Annotated in this window: 13 protein-coding genes; 10 read left to right on the top strand and 3 right to left on the bottom strand. The window is 70.9% G+C overall.

Annotation, left to right across the window (positions count from 1 at the left end):
* Positions 1 to 344 precede the first annotated feature (344 nt).
* On the bottom strand, positions 345 to 1709 hold the full coding sequence (locus tag ACN268_RS08505; RefSeq protein ID WP_421482587.1) for a LacI family DNA-binding transcriptional regulator: 1365 nt from the start codon (positions 1707 to 1709) through the stop codon (positions 345 to 347).
* A 51-nt stretch (positions 1710 to 1760) separates the two neighbouring features.
* Between ACN268_RS08505 and ACN268_RS08500 the strand changes: the two genes are divergently transcribed.
* Both ACN268_RS08500 and ACN268_RS08495 read left to right on the top strand, forming a co-directional pair.
* Complete coding sequence (locus tag ACN268_RS08500) at positions 1761 to 1889, top strand: hypothetical protein (protein WP_421482586.1); 129 nt, start codon at positions 1761 to 1763, stop codon at positions 1887 to 1889.
* A 234-nt stretch (positions 1890 to 2123) separates the two neighbouring features.
* On the top strand, positions 2124 to 3689 hold the full coding sequence (locus tag ACN268_RS08495; RefSeq protein ID WP_421486845.1) for a glycoside hydrolase family 27 protein: 1566 nt from the start codon (positions 2124 to 2126) through the stop codon (positions 3687 to 3689).
* A gap of 168 nt (positions 3690 to 3857) precedes the next feature.
* Here the strand turns inward: ACN268_RS08495 and ACN268_RS08490 are convergent, their stop codons facing one another.
* Both ACN268_RS08490 and ACN268_RS08485 read right to left on the bottom strand, forming a co-directional pair.
* Positions 3858 to 4811, bottom strand: a complete 954-nt coding sequence (locus ACN268_RS08490; RefSeq protein ID WP_421482585.1) for a family 43 glycosylhydrolase — start codon at positions 4809 to 4811, stop codon at positions 3858 to 3860.
* Positions 4812 to 4903: 92 nt separating this feature from the next.
* Positions 4904 to 5929: a LacI family DNA-binding transcriptional regulator gene (locus ACN268_RS08485; protein WP_421482583.1), complete on the bottom strand. Its 1026-nt coding sequence runs from the start codon at positions 5927 to 5929 to the stop codon at positions 4904 to 4906.
* Between the two features lie 411 nt (positions 5930 to 6340).
* Here ACN268_RS08485 and ACN268_RS08480 point away from each other — a divergent pair, with 411 nt between their 5' ends.
* From ACN268_RS08480 to ACN268_RS08445, 8 genes are all read left to right on the top strand, one after another.
* The gene (locus ACN268_RS08480; protein WP_421482582.1) at positions 6341 to 7699 is read left to right on the top strand and encodes an ABC transporter substrate-binding protein; all 1359 of its coding nucleotides are present in this window, start codon (positions 6341 to 6343) and stop codon (positions 7697 to 7699) included.
* A complete protein-coding gene (locus tag ACN268_RS08475; protein WP_421482581.1) occupies positions 7696 to 8667 on the top strand; it encodes a carbohydrate ABC transporter permease in 972 nt (323 codons plus the stop codon). The genes ACN268_RS08480 and ACN268_RS08475 overlap by 4 nt, the downstream gene beginning before the upstream one ends.
* Positions 8664 to 9488 (top strand): carbohydrate ABC transporter permease, encoded by an 825-nt coding sequence (locus ACN268_RS08470; RefSeq protein ID WP_088646293.1) that lies wholly within the window; start codon positions 8664 to 8666, stop codon positions 9486 to 9488. The genes ACN268_RS08475 and ACN268_RS08470 overlap by 4 nt, the downstream gene beginning before the upstream one ends.
* A gap of 2 nt (positions 9489 to 9490) precedes the next feature.
* Entirely contained in the window at positions 9491 to 10639 is a 1149-nt protein-coding gene (locus ACN268_RS08465) for a serine hydrolase domain-containing protein (protein ID WP_421482579.1), read from the top strand.
* 537 nt (positions 10640 to 11176) lie between these two features.
* Complete coding sequence (gene chvE / locus ACN268_RS08460) at positions 11177 to 12319, top strand: multiple monosaccharide ABC transporter substrate-binding protein (RefSeq protein ID WP_363658662.1); 1143 nt, start codon at positions 11177 to 11179, stop codon at positions 12317 to 12319.
* A gap of 86 nt (positions 12320 to 12405) precedes the next feature.
* A complete protein-coding gene (gene mmsA / locus ACN268_RS08455; RefSeq protein WP_421482578.1) occupies positions 12406 to 13944 on the top strand; it encodes a multiple monosaccharide ABC transporter ATP-binding protein in 1539 nt (512 codons plus the stop codon).
* The gene (gene mmsB / locus ACN268_RS08450) at positions 13941 to 15191 is read left to right on the top strand and encodes a multiple monosaccharide ABC transporter permease (protein WP_421482577.1); all 1251 of its coding nucleotides are present in this window, start codon (positions 13941 to 13943) and stop codon (positions 15189 to 15191) included. Before mmsA ends, mmsB begins: the two co-directional genes overlap by 4 nt.
* A gap of 340 nt (positions 15192 to 15531) precedes the next feature.
* Entirely contained in the window at positions 15532 to 17637 is a 2106-nt protein-coding gene (locus ACN268_RS08445; protein ID WP_421482576.1) for a family 43 glycosylhydrolase, read from the top strand.
* Positions 17638 to 17808 lie beyond the last annotated feature (171 nt).

Below are 17808 nucleotides of genomic sequence, written 5' to 3'. Positions count from 1 at the left end.
TCAGCGAGAGTCTACGCGGCGTGTCGCCCCGGGTGGGTCGGTGACGCGACCGAGTATCGTCCGCGCGCCGTGATATTCGTCATCACGGATCGCGGGCGCTGTGCGAACTGGCGGTGACGGTGGCCTGGTCCCTCCCTGGGTCCTCGCTGGTGCCCGGCCCGCGTCTGCCGGGCCGGCCGACCTGTGGTGGAGCGTGTCCCCGATCGGGGTGGCGGGGGCGCGTCGACGGTGGTGGGACCGCGCCGCGACGACCTGCCGCATCGATCGAGTCGGATGCTACTCGAAACGGTTCGGTAACGACAAGGACAGGTTTCCGCGATCCGGTGCAGCCCGCCCCGGGCGGGTCAGTGGTCGTACGCGACGGCGGTGCTGTCCCGCACCACCAGCGTGGTCGCCAGCTCCACCCGGGTCTGGGCGAGGCTCTTGTCGGCGGCCAGGGTCAGCACCATCCGGGCCGCCGCGGCGCCCATCTCGACCAACGGCTGCCGCACCGAGGTCATCGGCGGTCCGCAGAACATGGTGTACGGGATGTCGTCGAAGCCGACCACGCTGAGGTCCCGGGGAATCCGCCGTTCGGCCAGCCGGGCCGCCTCGTAGACCCCGAGGGCCTGCAGGTCGTTGCCGCACACGATCGCCGTCGGGGCCGGGTCCTGCCGGAGCAGTTCCTGGCCGTGGTTGAGGCCGTCCTCGAAGGAGAACCAGTGGCCGTGGCGCAGCCAGCGCGCGGGTAGTCCGACGCCGGCCGCCTCCAGGGCCGCCCGCGCGCCGTCCAGCCGGGCCTTGGCGCAGAGCCGTTCGGTCGGTCCGGAGATCACCCCGATCCGACGGTGGCCGAGGTCGAGCAGGTGGCGGGCGGCCTCGAAGCCACCGCTCCAGTTGGTCGAGGTCACCGACGGGACGGAATGCAGCGGCGGCTCCCCGGTGGGGTCGAGGACCACCAGCGGGATCCCGCTCGCCGCCAGCAGGGCGTGTTGTTCGGAGGTGAAGCCGAGGTGGACCGCGATCACCCCGGTCGGGCGGCGGGCCAGCAGGTCGCGGGCCCAGAACCGCCCCTCCGAGACCTGCCGGCGGGCGTCGGTGAAGCCGACGGCGAACCGGTGCGCACCGGCGACCTGCTGCACCCCCTGCATGATCATCACTGCCAGGTTGCTCTGCATGCCGTAGAAGACCACCTCGACACTGGCGTGCGGGGTGCCCAGTTCCGGCCGGCGGTAGCCGTGTTCGCGCAGCAGCGCCTCCACCCGGGCGCGGGTCTCCGCCGCGACCCCCGAGCGGCCGTTGAGGACCTTCGACACGGTGGGGGGCGACACGTCCGCCAGCCGGGCGATGGTGGTCAGCGTGGGTTCGCCCCGTCTGCGGCCGCGCCGCTGCGGTCCCGTCGCCCGACCGGCCGGCGTGCCGGTCGCCGTGGTGGGTGCGGGGGCGGGCGCGCCGGGGGTGGGGTCGGCCGGGGCCGGGCGGACGTCGTCGGCCGGCGTGCGCGGTGCTGGCGGACGGCCGTGCTGTCGTCGTACCGTGTCGAGCAGTCGACTGCGGACGGATTCGGCGTGCCGCGCGGCGACCGGCCCGGCGGGCACCGTCTCGGTGAGGTAGCGCCGCCGCCCGGACACCGGGTCGATGCCGGCGTACACCCGCACCCGCAGGGAGCCGCTGGGCAGCTTCTCGATCTCACCACGGGCCCGTCGACCGGGCGTGGAGCCAACTGGCATGGAGCCATGGTATTCGATATCGGCGGTACCGGATGGCTCCATGATGGCTCCATGAGCGCGGCGTTCCCGCGTCCACCGGCCCGACGTCCGCCCGGTGCGCTCGGCCCGCCCGCCGTCGACCGTCGCCGCCCCGCCGCCGACTGTGGCGGGCCGGCCGTCGGCGGGCCGGCCGGATATTGATCGATGCATGCAAGTGGTTGAATAGCCCGAAACGCTTCCGTAACATGGGGGGCCATTGTTAGCGCTCACACCGGGTGGTCGAGCGGACGGCTTCCCGCGTCCGACGGGGCCCCGGCCGGGGCGGCGCCACTGATTGGAGACCTCGTGAAGCGACTCGTGCGAGCCCGGAGCTGGGGGCGGGCGGCAGCGGCCGGCCTGCTCCTGGCCGGCGTCCTGGTGGGCGTACGCGCCCCGATGGCGCAGGCGTTGGACAACGGTGTGGCGCGGACGCCGCCGATGGGGTGGAACAGCTGGAACACGTTCGGCTGCAACATCAACGAGGCGTTGATCCGGCAGATGACCGACGCCATGGTCAGCTCCGGCATGAAAGACGCCGGCTACCAGTACGTCGTCGTCGACGACTGCTGGATGAACCCCAACCGCGACTCCGCCGGCAACCTCCAGGGCGACCCCACCCGCTTCCCCTCCGGCATGAAAGCCCTCGGCGACTACATCCACGCCCGCGGCCTCAAATTCGGCATCTACCAAGCCCCCCTCGACAAAACCTGCGCCCAATACTTCAACTCCTACCCCGGCGCCACCGGCAGCCAAGGCCGCGAAGCACAAGACGCCCGCCAGTTCGCCAACTGGGGCGTCGACTACCTCAAATACGACTGGTGCTCACCCACCGGCACCATCGACGACCAGGTCCGCGCCTTCGCCAAAATGCGCGACGGCCTCGCCGCCGCCGGCCGACCCATCGTCCTGAGCATCAACTCCAACAGCATCCACTCCAAAACCGGACCCCAACGCGACTGGGGCGACGTCTCCAACATGTGGCGCACCACCGAAGACATCACCAACACCTGGAACAGCGGCCAAACCAACGGCTACCCCATGGGCATCCAAAACATCATCGACGTCACCGTCCCCCTCGCCGCCCGCGCCAAACCCGGCGCCTTCAACGACATGGACATGATGGAAGTCGGCCGCGGCGGCATGACCGACACCGAAATGCGCTCCCACTTCGCCCTCTGGGCCATCCTCGCCTCACCCCTCATCGCCGGCAACGACCTCCGCACCATGAACACCGCAACCCAAACCATCCTCAAAAACGCCAACCTCATCGCCATCAGCCAAGACCCCCTCGCCCTCCAAGCCAGCCAGGTCTCCTTCGACGGCACCCGCCGAATCCTCGCCAAACGACTCGCCAACGGCGACACCGCCGTCGCCCTGTTCAACCAGGGCAGCTCCACCACCACCATCACCACCACCGCCGCCGCCATCGGCAAGTCCGGGTCCTCCTTCACCCTGGTCGACGCCTGGACCAACGCCAGCACCACCAGCACCGGCACCATCTCGGCCAGCGTGCCGTCGCACGGCACGGTGGTCTACCGGGTCAGCGGCGGTGGGACCGCCCCGCCGACGACGCCGCCGCCGTCCACGGCGAACGCGCTGTCCAGCGTCTCCTCGGGGCGCTGCCTGGACGTGCCGCAGAGCAACACCGCCAACGGCACCCAGCCGGTGATCTGGGACTGCAACGGGGCGGCCAACCAGCGCTGGACGGCCAACGGCCAGACCCTCCAGGCCCTCGGCAAGTGCCTGGACGCGCCGCTCAACGCCACCGCCGGCGCCAAGGCCCAGATCTGGGACTGCAACGGCGGCACCAACCAGCAGTGGACGTTCAACTCCAACGGCACGATCAGCAACGTGCAGTCCGGCCTGTGCCTCGACGTGAACAACAACGGCACGGCCAACGGCACCACCGTGCTCCTGTGGACCTGCACCGGAGCGGCCAACCAGCGGTGGAACCGGATCTGACCGCGACGTCGAAGGCCACCCGGCACCCCGGGTGGCCGACGACCGGTGGTTGCCGGACCCGGACGGTGTGGTGCGGGCACCGTCCGGGCCCGGTCGTCCGACGCCCCGTCGACGTGGCGGTGGGCGTCGTCCCGCCCGGACGGACGACCGGGCGGTGGTCGGAGATCCTCAGCCGGCCGCGGTGGCGGCGGGCGTGCCGACCGGGGTCAGCCCGGTGGAGGCCCGGTAGCGGACCGGGATCGGGTCGGTCAGCGCGCCGACGAACTCCCCGTCGACGTGGTCGAGGAACCCGATCAGGGACCAGTCGCCGGTGGGGCCGGCGACCAGCCGGGGCGCGTACAGGTGCGGGTGCGGGAACGGGTGGGCCGCGGCGATGTCCCACGGGCCGCGTACGTCGTGCCCCTCGACCGCCCAGATCCGGTGGCCGTCGCGGCGGGTGCCGGCGGCGTCGGTGGAGAACAGCAGCAGGGGTTGCCCGTCCACGACGGCGACCTGCGGCACCTCCAGGTGCCCGAACCCGGCGGGCACCGACAGCGGCGGCTGCACGGTCCAGTGCAGCAGGTCCGGTGAGGTGGCGTGCCCGACGACGCCCCGGGCCTCGGTCGGGCCGGTGTTCACCCGGGCGGTGACGAGCATGTGCCATCCGTCGCCGTCCGGGTCGGGGAACACCCACGGGTCACGCCAGGCCTGCTCGTACCAGAGGTTCCGGTCGAGCAGCTCGTACCAGGTGGGGTCGGCCTCGACCAGCGGCCCGGTGCCGTGCCGGTGCCAGGTGGTCAGGTCGTCGGAGACGGCCAGGCCGATCCGCTGCACCAGCCCGTCCTCGGCCCGACCGACCCCGGTGTAGAACAGGTACCACCGCCCGTCCGGGCCGCGCACCGTGCACCCCGTCCAGGTCGCGAGGTCGTCCCAGCTCGGTGCGTCGGCCGGCACGATCGCGTCGGCGACGAGCTGCCAGGTGCGCAGGTCCGTGGAGACCGCATGGCCGATGGTGGCGCGGCGGTGCCGGCGGTGCGGGTCGTGCAGGGCGCGGGAGGCGCGCAGGAAGAACGCGTGCCACCGGTCGGTGTCGTCCCGGGCGTACCAGCTGTCCCACACCCAGTGGTCGGGTAGACGTAGCATGCCGGGGAAGCTAGCACTAAATCGTTTTAGCGGCCAGGTCGGCCCTCCTGCGACGACCCGCGCTGGCGTGGTCGACGGGCGGTGGGGGAGGGCTATCCCGCCGGGGCGGCCAGGGAGCGGCGGCGGCGCAGGGGCATGGGCACGAGCGACGGCGCGGCCCCACCGCCGTCGAGCAGGATCTCGACCGCCCGCCGACCCATCTGCTCGTGCGGCAGCGCGGTGGTGGACAGGCCGGGGCGCAACCAGGCGGCGATCGGGTCGTCGTCGAACGAGACCACCGAGATGTCGTCCGGGACGGTCAGCCCCGCCTCGGCGAGCGCCTGGTAGGCGCCGAAGGCCAGCCGGTCGTTCATGCAGATGATCGCGGTGGGTCGGGTCGGTCGGCCCAGCAGCGTCCGCATCGCGGCGTAGCCGTGTTCGGGCAGCCACTCGGCGCAGAAGCACTCGGTCAGCAGGTCGACCCCGGCGTCGTCGAGCGCCCGCTGGACGCCGCGCAGCCGGGCGCGTGCGGCGAGGGAGACCTCGGCGTCGTCCTCCTTGAGCCGGTTGCGGCCGATCAGCGCGATCCGGTCCCGGTGGCCGTGGTCGAGCAGGGCGGTGGTGACCGTACGGCCGGCCCGCTCGTCGTCGGGGAGCACGCAGGGCAGGTCGTCGGGGCTGGTGGCGTTGAGCAGCACCACCGGGCCGCCGAGGATGGCCGGGGGCACGGTCAGCCGGCGGGTGGCCATCGCGGCGTAGATCACGCCGTCGACCTGCCGGTCGAGCATCGCCTCGATGGCGTACTGCTCGAAGGTGGCGTCGCCCTGCGTCTCGGTGATGAGCAGCACGTGGTCCCGCTCCCGGGCGGCGTCGAGCGCGCCCCGGATGAGGCCGCCGGCGAACCGGGTGGTGGCGACGATGTCGGAGACGAACGCGATGGTGGCGGTCTTGCGGGTACGCAGGCTGCGGGCCGCCAGGTTGGGCCGGTAGCCGAGCTCCTCGGCGGCGGCGAAGACGCGCTGGTGCGCCTCGGCCGACAGCCGGGTGCCCTCCCGGCCGTTGAGGACCATCGACGCGGCGGTCTTGGACAGCCCGGCCCGCCGCGCGACGTCGGCCAGGGTTGCTCTGTTGCGGCCCATCAGTCCTCCGAATCGCCGGCGGCGTCGCGGCCGCCGCTCCCGCCCATCATGATGCGTGGTCCGGCCCGGCCCGGTGCCGGCGGTCACCCCGGGTGTGTGTCGGTCACCACCCGCGACGGCCGGTGGGGCGGGTGGCCGAGCGTGAACCGGATGTTTCCGGACCGTTGCCGTTTGGTCCTTGACAGCTCAGGTCGCCGCGCGCATGCTCTGCTAAATCAGTTTAGCGGCTACTTTTGGCAGGTCGGGCGGCACCCTCGGTGACCCTCGGCATGGTCATCGGTAACGACAACGCGTGCTACGGCGGCTCGCCGACGGCGACGTACTGTTGCGGCTGGTCACCCACCGTGACGACCCGCCGGCCCGGCCCGCACCGCGGCCGGGGCACGCACGGAAGAGTCGAGGAGTCCTCAATTGGCTACACCACTGGCAAGGTTCTCCCGCCGGACGGCGCTCCTGGCCCCCGTGCTGGCGTTGGGGCTGGCCGCCACGGCGTGCAGCGCCCCCGGGGCCGACGACGCGCCGCGCACCGGCGGCGACGCCACCGTCAGCACCGAGCTGGGCAGCGACCCGATCACCCTGGAGATGTACGCCGAGACCGGCTTCCCGCTGGCCAAGGCGCTGGCCGACGAGTTCACCAAGCAGCACCCGAACGTCAAGTTCAACATCCGTGAGGACCAGTTCACGGTCATCGTGGAGAACGCGCCCCGGGTGATGGCCTCGGACAACTCGCCCGACATCATCCGGCTCCCCACCATGGTCGACCTGGTCAAGGACGACCTGCTCAAGAACCTCGACCCCTACTTCGACGCGTACGGCTGGGACAAGTTCCCCGCCTCCCAACTGGTGCAGCTACGGGTCGGCGACGGCGGCACCACCCGGGGCACCGGGTCGCTGTGGGGGATGGGCCTCGGCTACAGCGTCACCGGGGTGTTCTACAACAAGAAGCTGGCCGAGCAGGTCGGGATGACCCAGCCGCCGGCCACCATCGCCGAGTTCGAGGAACTGCTGGCCAAGGCCAAGTCCGCCGGCGTGCAGCCGATCATGCAGTTCAACAAGAACACCGCGGGCATCAACTTCCCGCACCAGGCGTTGCAGAACCAGTTCGGCGACCCGGCCCAGGTGGCCGACTGGATCTTCCAGAAGCCGGGCGCGACGTTCGACACCCCGGCCGCGCTCAAGGCCACCCAGACCATCCAGAAGTGGGCCCAGGCCGGCTACTTCCCCAAGGACGCCAACGCGCTGGACTACGCGAGCATGGTGGGCGAGTTCCAGAAGAACAACGGCCTGTTCATGTTCAACGGTGACTGGGAGTCGGCCAACCTCGACAAGACGATGCCGGGCAACGTCGGCTTCTTCCTGTTCCCGACCGAGTCGGCCGGTGGCAAGCACGTGGCGATGTCCGCCCCGAACACCTTCGGCATCGGCGCCAAGGCCAAGAACCCCGACGCCGCCGCGTACTTCCTGAACTGGGCGCACACCAACGCCACCGCCCGCGAGATCGCCGTCAGGATCGGCGGCTCCAGCCCGGGTGGCCCGAGCGACCTGCCCGTGCCGGCCGCTGCCCCCGGCACCGTGCTGGCCGAGACGCTGAAGGCGTCGCAGCAGCTCGGTGAGGAGAACGGCGCGGTGGACTTCACCGCCAACGCCACCGGTGGCATCTTCGCCGCCGCGATCACACCCGAGATGCAGAAGCTGATCGCCGGTCAGCAGACCCCCGAGGGGTACGTGAAGGCGGTCCAGGCCGAGTACGCGAAGGAACTCTCCCGATGACGTCTGCCCTCGGCAGCGTACCGACCGGGCAGGGTGGGACGGCGCCGTCGCCGGACCGTCCCACCCGCCCGTCGCCCGCGCGGGCCCCCCGGAAACGGTGGGCCCGCGCGGGCGGGACGGGCTGGCTGTTCGTCCTGCCCGCCGTGCTGATGTACGCGGTGTTCGTGCTGCGCCCGCTCGCGCTGACCATCCAGTACTCGTTCTACGACTGGAACGGCATCGGGGTGGCCCGCTGGGCGGGGCTGGACAACTACCTCACCGTGTTCACCGACAGCGACCTGCTGAAGATCATCGGAAACGCGCTCGTCCTGATCGTCTTCTTCAGCTTCGTCCCGGTCGCGCTCGGCCTGCTGGTGGCGAGCCTGGTCCGCCGGATCACCACAGGCGTGTTCGGCACCGTCGTCCGCACGGTGCTGTTCCTGCCCCAGGTCATCCCGCTGGTCGCGGCGGGCATCGCGTGGAGCTGGCTGCTGTCGTCCAACGGGCTGGTCAACCAGGTGCTGCGCGCGGTCGGCCTGGGCGGGGTGGCCCGCGCCTGGCTCGGCGACTTCGACACCGCGCTGCCCGCCGTCGGCGTGATCGGCGCCTGGGTCCTGCTCGGCCTCTGCACGATCCTGCTGGTCACCGGCATGAGCAAGATCGACCCCGCGCTGTACGAGGCGGCCCGCCTCGACGGCGCCGGCCCGGTCCGCGAGTTCTTCGCCGTCACCCTGCCCAGCCTGCGGCAGGAGATCGGCGTCTGCCTCACGGTGACCATCATCGCCGCCCTGGCCAGCTTCGACATCGTCTACATCTCCACCAGCGGCGGCCCCGGCCTGCAGACCACCGTGCCCGGCCTGGAGATCTACCGGCTGGCCTTCTCGCAGCGTCAGGTCGGTCTCGCCTCGGCGCTGGCCGTCGTGCTGATGCTGCTGGTGGTGCTCTGCGTACTGCCGATCCAGCGACTGACCCGGGGGGACAAGTCATGAACCTCAGCCGGCGCGAGAACCTGACCGGCCGGGTCTTCCTGCTCGTCCTGGTCGTGGTCACCCTGCTGCCGTTCGTCAGCATGCTCTCCGCGGCGCTCCAGCCCCGGGGTACCGTGCCCAGCGGCCTGGCCTGGCCGTCGGACCCGCAGTGGGGCAACTTCGCCGACGCCTTCACAGTGGCGAACATGGGCGCGCTGCTGCGCTCCAGCCTGCTCATCGTGGCCGGGGTGGTGCCGGTCTCGGTGCTGATCGCCACCATGGCCGGCTTCGGGCTGGGCCAGCTCCGGGTCCCCGGTGGCCGGATCGTGTTCGCCCTGCTGCTGCTCGGCCTGACCCTGCCGTTCGAGGCGGTGGTCACTCCGCTGTACTACCAGATGCAGGATCTCGGCCTGCTCAACACCCGCTGGGCGATCATCCTGCCGCTGATCGGCCTCTACATGCCGTTCGCGGTGTTCTGGATGCGGGCCCACTTCAGCAACGTGCCGGTCGAGCTGTCCGAGGCGGCCCGGGTCGACGGCAGCAGCACCTGGCAGCTGTTCTGGCGGGTCCAGGTGCCGCTCGCCCGCCCGGCCATCGCGTCGCTGACCATCCTGATGTTCCTCTGGACGTGGAACCAGTTCCTGCTGGCCATCGTCCTGGTCGACGACCCGGCCAAGCGGACGATGGCGGGCGCGCTCGGGGCGTTCCAGGGGCAGTGGGGCACCGACCTGGTGCTGCTGTGCGCCGGCTCGCTGCTGATCCTGACCCCGACCCTGATCGTCTTCCTGATCTTCCAGCGTCAGTTCATCAAGGCCCTGATCCAGGGCTCTCTGAAGGGATAGCAGTGGCCCCGCAGATCCACGGCGACGTCGACGAACGGTACGGGCGGGTGGCCGACGTCTTCCGCGCCAACTTCACCGACCGGGGGGAGGTCGGCGCGGCGGTCACCGTCTACGTCGGCGGTCGCCGCGTCGTCGGCCTGTACGGCGGGACCGCCGACCCGCGCACCGGCCGGCCCTGGACGGCGCACACCCCGGTCGTCGTCTACTCCTGCACCAAGGGCATCCTGGCGATCTGCGCCTACCTGTTGGTGCAGCAGGGCCGACTCGACCTGGACGCGCCGGTCACCCGCTACTGGCCGGAGTTCGGCCAGCACGGCAAGGCCGACATCCCGGTGCGCTGGCTGCTCACCCACCAGTCCGGCCTGCCCGCGCTCGACTGCCCGTTGACCCTCGACGAGGTGCTCGCCTGGGACCCGGTGATCGCGGCGATCGAGGCCCAGGCCCCGCTGTGGCAGCCGGGCACCGCGCACAGCTACCACCCGATGACCTACGGCTGGCTTATCGGCGAGGTGATCCACCGGATCACCGGCCAGCTCCCCGGCGTGTTCTTCCGGGACGCCCTGGCCACGCCGCTGGGGCTGCGTACCTGGCTCGGGCTGCCGGTCGCCGAGCGCGACACGGTCGCCTGGAACATCGCCCCGCCGCCCGAGGCGGAGCCGTTCGTCGACCCGGTGGCCGACCGGGGGATCACCATGGGCGGCGCGTTCGCGTTCCCCGCCGACGACGCCGGCCTGGTCAGCTTCAACGACCCCGCCATCCAGGCCGCCGGCATCCCGGGCGCGGGCGCGGTGAGCACGGCCGACGGGCTGGCCCGCCTCTACGCCGCCTGCGTGTCGCCGGTGGCGGGACCGCCCGTGCTCGACCCGGCGTCGGTCGACGACGCGACCGTCGTACGGGCCCGGGGCCAGCAGCGGCACGGCCCGCCGGACACCGGCCAGCGCTGGGGCACCGGCTTCCTGCTGCACTCCCCGCCGGCCCGGCCGCTGCTGTCCGGGCGCAGCTTCGGCCACGACGGCGCGGGCGGCAACCTCGGCTTCGGCGACGACGCCCACCAGGTCGGCTTCGGCTACGTGGTGAACCAGATGCAGGGCACGGGTGACGAACGCGCCAACCTGCTGACCGCCGCGCTGCGGTCCTGCCTGGACGACTGACCGGCCGGACGCGACACCACGCGCCCCGGGCGTCCCGACGACGGGACACCCGGGGCGCGCTGCCGTCCGCCGTCGGGCCGACCCGGCGGCCGGGTCGTGCGCCGGGCCGGCGCGTCGGCGGCGACCGTCGGAACGGATCGGGCCCGCACGCGCGGGGTGGCCGGGCGGGACGAACGCCGCCGGGGTGCTCGGTGCAGCCGACCGGGAGGGCCCCGGTGACCAGCCCGGCCATGGTCCACGGCGGTGGCGCTGGCGCAGCTGTCGTAACAGGTCGGAAACCTGGCGTGACGATCCCGCCGGGGGCTGCGGCCCGGTGGTCGGACGCCGGGGGACGCGCGGCGAACCGGTTCGCTGGCCAGGGCCCCGGGGGTCGGTCGGACCCGGCGGACGGGTGAACGACGCGGTGGACCCCGTTACGAGACCGTGACGTCCGGATTTCCGAGGGACTGTTGACGGGGGCGATGTGAGCGCTAACACTACCCCGAAAGGTGACAGGTGGTCCCCGCAGTCGGCGGGAGTTCTGGAGAGGAGAAACCTGTGCGCAGGAAATTCCTGGTCGCGCTCGGCGGCGCGGCACTGGCGCTCAGCCTGGCCGCGTGCAGCGGCGGGGGCGCCGGCAGCGGCGGTGACACCAGCGACAAGAAGCCCGCCGACCTGACCATCGGCGTCTCCATGCCGACCCAGACCTCGGAGCGGTGGATCGCCGACGGCAAGGCGGTCAAGGAGAAGCTGGAGGCCAAGGGCTACAAGGTCGACCTCCAGTACGCCGGCGACGACATCCCCACCCAGTCCCAGCAGGTCGACCAGATGATCACCCAGGGCGCGGACGTCCTGATCATCGCGGCCATCGACGGCACCGCGCTCAGCGGCCAGTTGGACGCCGCCGCCGCCGCGAAGATCCCGGTCATCTCCTACGACCGGCTGCTGCTGGGCAACAAGAACGTCGACTTCTACGTCAGCTTCGACAACTACAAGGTCGGCGTCGCCCAGGCGACCGCCCTGCTGGTCGGCCTCGGCCTGCAGACCAAGGACGGCGGCAAGGGCACCGCGACCGGCCCCTTCAACGTCGAGCTGTTCGCCGGCTCGCTGGACGACAACAACACCCAGTACTTCTGGGGCGGGGCGATGGACACCCTCAAGCCGTTCATGGACAACGGCACGCTGAAGGTCAAGTCCGGCCAGACCCGCATCGAGCAGGCGGCGATCCTGCGCTGGCAGCAGGAGACCGCGCAGAAGCGGATGGAGGACCTGCTCACCTCCGGCTACAACGACGGCACCGTGGTCAACGGGGTGCTGTCGCCGTACGACGGCATCTCCCGGGGCATCATCACCGCCCTGCAGAACGCCGGCTACGGCAAGGGCGCCAAGAAGCTGCCCGTGGTGACCGGTCAGGACGCCGAGATCGCCTCGGTCAAGCTGATCAACGACGGGGTGCAGAGCTCGACCGTCTTCAAGGACACCCGACTGCTCGCCGAGCAGGCCGTGATCGCGGCCGAGGCGTTCCTGCAGGACAAGGAGCCGCAGGCCAACGACACCAAGACCTACAACAACAAGGTCAAGGTCGTCCCGTCGTACCTGCTGCCGATCGAGACCGTCTACAAGGACGACATCACCAAGGTGCTCGTCGACTCCGGTTACTGGTCGGCCGACGAGGTCGCCGCCGGTCAGGCCAAGAAGTAAGCCGGTCGTCGGGCGCGGCGGTCACCGGCCGCCGCGCCCGACGCATCGCAAGCCCGCCTCAGGCTTCGACGATCAGGACGCTGACCATGGACGACACCATCCTCGAGATGCGACGCATCACGAAGACCTTCCCCGGGGTGACCGCGCTGGCCGACGTCTCCCTCGCGGTGCGCCGGGGGGAGATCCACGCCATCTGCGGCGAGAACGGCGCCGGCAAGTCCACCCTGATGAAGGTGCTCTCCGGAGTGCACCCGACCGGGTCGTACGACGGCGAGATCGTGCTGGACGGCAGGCCGGTGCACTTCCGGGGCATCCGCGACAGCGAGTCCCAGGGCGTCGTCATCATCCACCAGGAACTCGCCCTGGTGCCGCACCTGTCGATCGCCGAGAACATCTTCCTGGGCAACGAGCGGCGCGGCCGGGGCGGCCTCATCGACTGGAACCGGGCCAACGCCGAGGCCGCCGACCTGCTGGCCTCGGTGGGTCTGCACGAGAACCCGGTCACCCCCGTCATCCAGCTCGGCGTCGGCAAGCAGCAGCTCGTCGAGATCGCCAAGGCGCTGTCCAAGAAGGTCCGGCTGCTCATCCTGGACGAGCCGACCGCCGCGCTCAACGACATCGACTCGGCCCACCTGCTCGACCTGCTGCGCCGGCTGCGCGACCGGGGCATCACCTGCATCCTGATCTCGCACAAGCTCAACGAGGTCACCGCGATCGCCGACGCGACCACGGTCATCCGGGACGGGCGCACCGTGGAGACGCTCTCCCTGGCCTCCGGCGAGGTCACCCAGGAGCGGATCATCCGGGGCATGGTCGGTCGGGACCTCGACAGCTTCTATCCCGACCGGGTCTCGTCGCCGGGGGAGGAGGTGCTGCGGATCGAGAACTGGAGCGTGCGCCACCCCACCCAGGACCGGCTCGTCGTCGACGACGTCAGCCTGGACGTCCGCGCCGGTGAGGTGGTCGGCATCGCCGGGCTGATGGGCGCCGGGCGCACCGAGCTGGCGATGAGCGTCTTCGGCCGGTCGTACGGCCGGGACGTGCGGGGCCGGCTGTTCGTGCGGGGCCGGGAGGTCCGGGCGCACAGTGTCGCCGAGGCCATCGAGCACGGCATCGCCTACGTCACCGAGGACCGCAAGCGCTTCGGTCTCAACCTCATCGACGACGTGCGGCGCAACGTCTCGGCCGCCGCGCTGGGCCGGCTGGCCCGCCTCGGCTGGGTCAACGGCAACGAGGAGATCAAGGTCGCCGAGCAGAGCCGACGCGACATGAACATCAAGACGACAAGCGTGATGGCCGTGGTGGGCAAGCTCTCCGGCGGCAACCAGCAGAAGGTCGTCCTGTCGAAGTGGCTGTTCACCAACCCGGACGTGCTGATCCTCGACGAGCCGACCCGGGGCATCGACGTCGGGGCGAAGTTCGAGATCTACACGATCGTCAACCGGCTCGTCGCCGCGGGCAAGGCGGTGATCCTGATCTCCTCGGAGCTGCCGGAGCTGCTCGGCATGTGCGACCGCATCTACACCCTCGCCGCCGGCCGGATCACCGGCCAGGTGCCGGTGGCCGAGGCGACCCAGGAGAACCTCATGGATCTGATGACGAAGGACAAGGAGCGCGTGGGATGACCAGCGTCAAGACCTCATCGCCGCCGTCCCCGCCGCCCACCGGGAAGAGCCCGGGCGTCGCCCTGCACGCCGGCACCAGCGACCTGCGCGCGCTGATCATGAACAACCTGCGGCAGAGCGGCATCTACGTCGCGCTGGTCGTCATCGTGGGGCTCTTCGCCGTGCTCACCGACGGGGTGTCGCTGAGCCCCGGCAACATCACCAACATCGTGCTCCAGTACTCCTACATCCTGGTGCTGGCGATCGGCATGGTGATCATCATCATCGGCGGGCACATCGACCTGTCGGTGGGTTCGGTGGTCGCGCTCACCGGGGCGGTCTCCGCCGTGCTGGTCATCCGGGAGGGCTTCCCCTGGTGGGTCGGCATCCTGGCCGCGCTGGCGGTGGGGGTCGCGGTCGGCGCGTGGCACGGCTTCTGGGTGGCGTACGCCGGCATCCCGGCCTTCATCGTGACGCTCGCCGGCATGCTGCTGTTCCGGGGTCTGACCCTGCGGGTGCTGGACAACATCTCGCTGTCCCCGTTCCCCGCCGACTACCAGCAGGTCGCGGCCGGGTTCCTCAACGGCCTGCTCGGTGGGGAGGGCTTCGACGCGTTCACCCTGCTGATCGGCGCGGTCGCGGTGGCCGGGTACGCGGTGAGCGGTTTCCGCACCCGGGTGGCCCGGGTGCGCTACCAGCAGCCGGTGGAGTCGTTCCCGCTGTTCGTGGCCCGGGTGGTGCTGGTGGGCGCGGTCATCATGTACTTCGCCTGGCAGTTGGCGCACGCCCGGGGCCTGCCGATCGTCCTGATCATCCTGGCCGCGCTGGTGCTGGTCTACGGCCTGCTCACCCGGCGTACGGTCTTCGGCCGGCAGGTCTACGCGATCGGCGGCAACCTGTCGGCGGCGATGCTGTCCGGCGTGAAGGTGCGGACGGTCAACTTCTGGATGTTCGTCAACATGGGCTTCCTGGCGGCCGTGGCCGGGGTGATCTACTCCTCGCGCTCCAACGGCGCCCAGCCCGCTGCGGGCAACATGTTCGAACTCGACGCGATCGCCGCCGCGTTCATCGGCGGGGCGGCGGTCACCGGCGGGGTCGGCACCGTGGTCGGCGCGATGGTCGGTGGTCTGATCATGGCGGTGATGAGCAACGGCATGCAGCTCATGGGCGTCGACCAGTCCATCCAGTCGGTGGTCAAGGGGCTGGTGCTGCTGGTCGCCGTGGCCTTCGACGTCTACAACAAGCGGCGCGCCGGCGCCTCCCGCTGACCGGCGACGCGGCACCCGCCCGCGTCGCACCCCCGCCCCGGACGCCCCGGGCCGGGTCGGACGATTCCGACCCGGCCCGGGGCGTCGGCATCTGCGCCCGTCGATCGTGTCCGGGTCGTTTCAGCTTGACGAGCATCATGTTATCGCTCACAGTCTATGAATAGCTGAAGCCGTTCCCGCAGCGGCTGGTCGGCATCCCCGACCCGTCGCTGTACCGCGTCGTGCGCCATCGCGGACGCGCCGCCGAGTGAACGTTGACATCGGCAGGCTTCGAACAATGCGACGACGGTGGCCCGCGTTCCCGGCGCGACCGTCGTCCCACCGTTCGTGAAGGAGGGTCATGGTAGCCATGGGTGAGGTGCCGATCGCGGTCCGGCGACGGCGCGGCTGGTGGTCGCGGGTCGTCGCCGCGCTGATGACGGTGCTGGTCGGCGGTGGTCTCGTCGTGGTCCAGTCGACCGGTGCCCAGGCGGCGACGGTGGACACCACCGCCTGGTACGTGCTGGTCAACCGCAACAGCGGCAAGGCGCTGGACGTGTACAACCGGGCCACCAACGACGGCGCGCGGATCACCCAGTGGACCCGCGGTGACGGCACCAACCAGCAGTGGCAGTTCGTCGACTCCGGCGGCGGCTACTACCGGCTGAAGTCCCGGAACTCGGGCAAGGTCCTCGACGTCTACAACTTCTCCACCGCCGACGGCGCGTCGATCGTGCAGTGGACCGACGGCAACGGCACCAACCAGCAGTTCCGGCTCGCCGACTCGGCCGACGGCTACGTCCGGCTGCTCAACCGCAACAGCGGCAAGGCGGTCGAGGTGCAGAACGCCTCCACCGCCGACGGCGGCAACATCGTCCAGTACGCCGACTGGGGCGGCACCAACCAGCAGTGGCAGCTCGTCCGGGTCGACGGCGGCACCACCCCGACCACGCCGCCGCCCACCACGCCACCGGCGAGCGGCTCGTACACCAACCCGGTGGTGTGGCAGGACTTCGCCGACGTCGACATCATCCGGGTCGGCGACGCGTTCTACCTGTCCGCCTCGACCATGCACTACTCGCCGGGCGCTCCCATCCTGCGCTCGTACGACCTGGTCAACTGGGAGTTCGCCGGGCACTCGGTGCCCCGGCTGGACTTCGGCACGAAGTACGACCTGAACGGCGCGCGGGCGTACGTCAACGGGATCTGGGCGTCGACGCTGAACTACCGCCCGAGCAACCGCACCTACTACTGGGCCGGCTGCATCGACTTCGCCAAGACCTACATCTACACGGCAGCCGCCGTCGACGGGGCCTGGAACCAGCACGCCACCATCAACAAGTGCTACTACGACGCCGGCATGCTGGTCGACGACAACGACACCATGTACGTCGCCTACGGCAACACCCAGATCAGCGTGGCGCAGCTGTCCGCCGACGGCAAGAGCGAGGTCCGCAGCCAGCAGGTCTTCTCCACCCCGTCGAGCGTGGGCACCCTGGAGGGGGCCCGGTTCTACAAGCGCAACGGCAGCTACTACATCTGGCTCACCCGGCCGGCCAACGGCCAGTACGTGCTGAAGTCGTCGAGCCCGTTCGGCCCGTACGAGATGCGGCAGGTGCTGCTCAACATGCCCGGCCCGATCTCCGGCGGCGGCGTGCCGCACCAGGGCGGTCTGGTGCAGACCCCGGCCGGCCAGTGGTACTACATGTCCTTCGTGGACGCCTACCCCGGCGGGCGGGTGCCCGCCCTGGCCCCGATCACCTGGACCGCCGACGGCTGGCCGCAGATCCAGACGGTCAACGGCGGCTGGGGCACGTCCTACCCGAACCCGCTGCCGACCCGACCGGTCAAGCCGCTGACCGGCACCGACACCTTCTCCGGCAGCACCTTGGGCCCGCAGTGGGAGTGGAACCACAACCCGGACAACAGCAAGTGGTCGGTCAACGACGGCCTGCGGTTGCAGACCGCCACGGTGACCAACGACCTCTACAGCGCCCGGAACACGGTCACCCACCGCATCCAGGGGCCGACCTCCACCGCCACCGTCGAACTCGACTACTCGGCCCTGCGCGACGGCGACCGGACCGGGCTGGCGGTGCTGCGCAACTCGTCGGCCTGGATCGGCGTCCGCCGGGACAACGGCGCCACCCGGGTGTCGATGACCAACAACCTCACCATGGACGGCAGTTGGCGGACCACCAACACCGGTACGGAGATCGCCTCCGCTCCGGTCAGTGGGGGACGCATCTGGCTACGGGCCACCGCCGACATCCGCCCCGGTTCCGGCCGGCAGGCCCGGTTCTCCTACAGCACCGACGGGGTCACCTTCACCGCGTTGGGCAACGCGCTGACCCTCGACAGCACCTGGCAGTTCTTCATGGGCTACCGGTTCGCCCTGTTCAACCACGCCACCCAGGCCCTCGGCGGCACCAGCACGATCCGTCAGTTCCAGCTCACCACCCCCTGACCCGACCCGGGTCACGGTAGCGGAGCAACCGGGCCGCCCGTACCGTCGGCACCGCTGCGCGGGCCGGTCGGTGCGGGCGGCCCGCCACGTCGGAGGGTGTCCGGGGCCGCCGGCCGGCACGCACACGACGGGGCCGCCCCCCGCACAGGGGCGGCCCCGTCCGTTGCACCG

Origin of the sequence: Micromonospora sp. WMMD735 (assembly GCF_049178995.1) — a bacterium.
Lineage (GTDB): Bacteria > Actinomycetota > Actinomycetes > Mycobacteriales > Micromonosporaceae > Micromonospora > Micromonospora wenchangensis.
Note: the sequence above shows the minus strand (reverse complement) of the source record. Positions and strands in the feature narration are given on the sequence as shown.

Excerpts from the sequence above, each read along its gene's own strand:
- ACN268_RS08505 (WP_421482587.1), bottom strand. The coding sequence starts at position 1,709 with ATGCCAGTTGGCTCCACGCCCGGTCGACGGGCCCGTGGTGAGATCGAG.
- ACN268_RS08500 (WP_421482586.1), top strand. The coding sequence starts at position 1,761 with ATGAGCGCGGCGTTCCCGCGTCCACCGGCCCGACGTCCGCCCGGTGCG.
- ACN268_RS08495 (WP_421486845.1), top strand. The coding sequence starts at position 2,124 with ATGGCGCAGGCGTTGGACAACGGTGTGGCGCGGACGCCGCCGATGGGG.
- ACN268_RS08490 (WP_421482585.1), bottom strand. The coding sequence starts at position 4,811 with ATGCTACGTCTACCCGACCACTGGGTGTGGGACAGCTGGTACGCCCGG.
- ACN268_RS08485 (WP_421482583.1), bottom strand. The coding sequence starts at position 5,929 with ATGGGCCGCAACAGAGCAACCCTGGCCGACGTCGCGCGGCGGGCCGGG.
- ACN268_RS08475 (WP_421482581.1), top strand. The coding sequence starts at position 7,696 with ATGACGTCTGCCCTCGGCAGCGTACCGACCGGGCAGGGTGGGACGGCG.
- ACN268_RS08470 (WP_088646293.1), top strand. The coding sequence starts at position 8,664 with ATGAACCTCAGCCGGCGCGAGAACCTGACCGGCCGGGTCTTCCTGCTC.
- mmsA (WP_421482578.1), top strand. The coding sequence starts at position 12,406 with ATGGACGACACCATCCTCGAGATGCGACGCATCACGAAGACCTTCCCC.
- mmsB (WP_421482577.1), top strand. The coding sequence starts at position 13,941 with ATGACCAGCGTCAAGACCTCATCGCCGCCGTCCCCGCCGCCCACCGGG.
- ACN268_RS08445 (WP_421482576.1), top strand. The coding sequence starts at position 15,532 with ATGGTAGCCATGGGTGAGGTGCCGATCGCGGTCCGGCGACGGCGCGGC.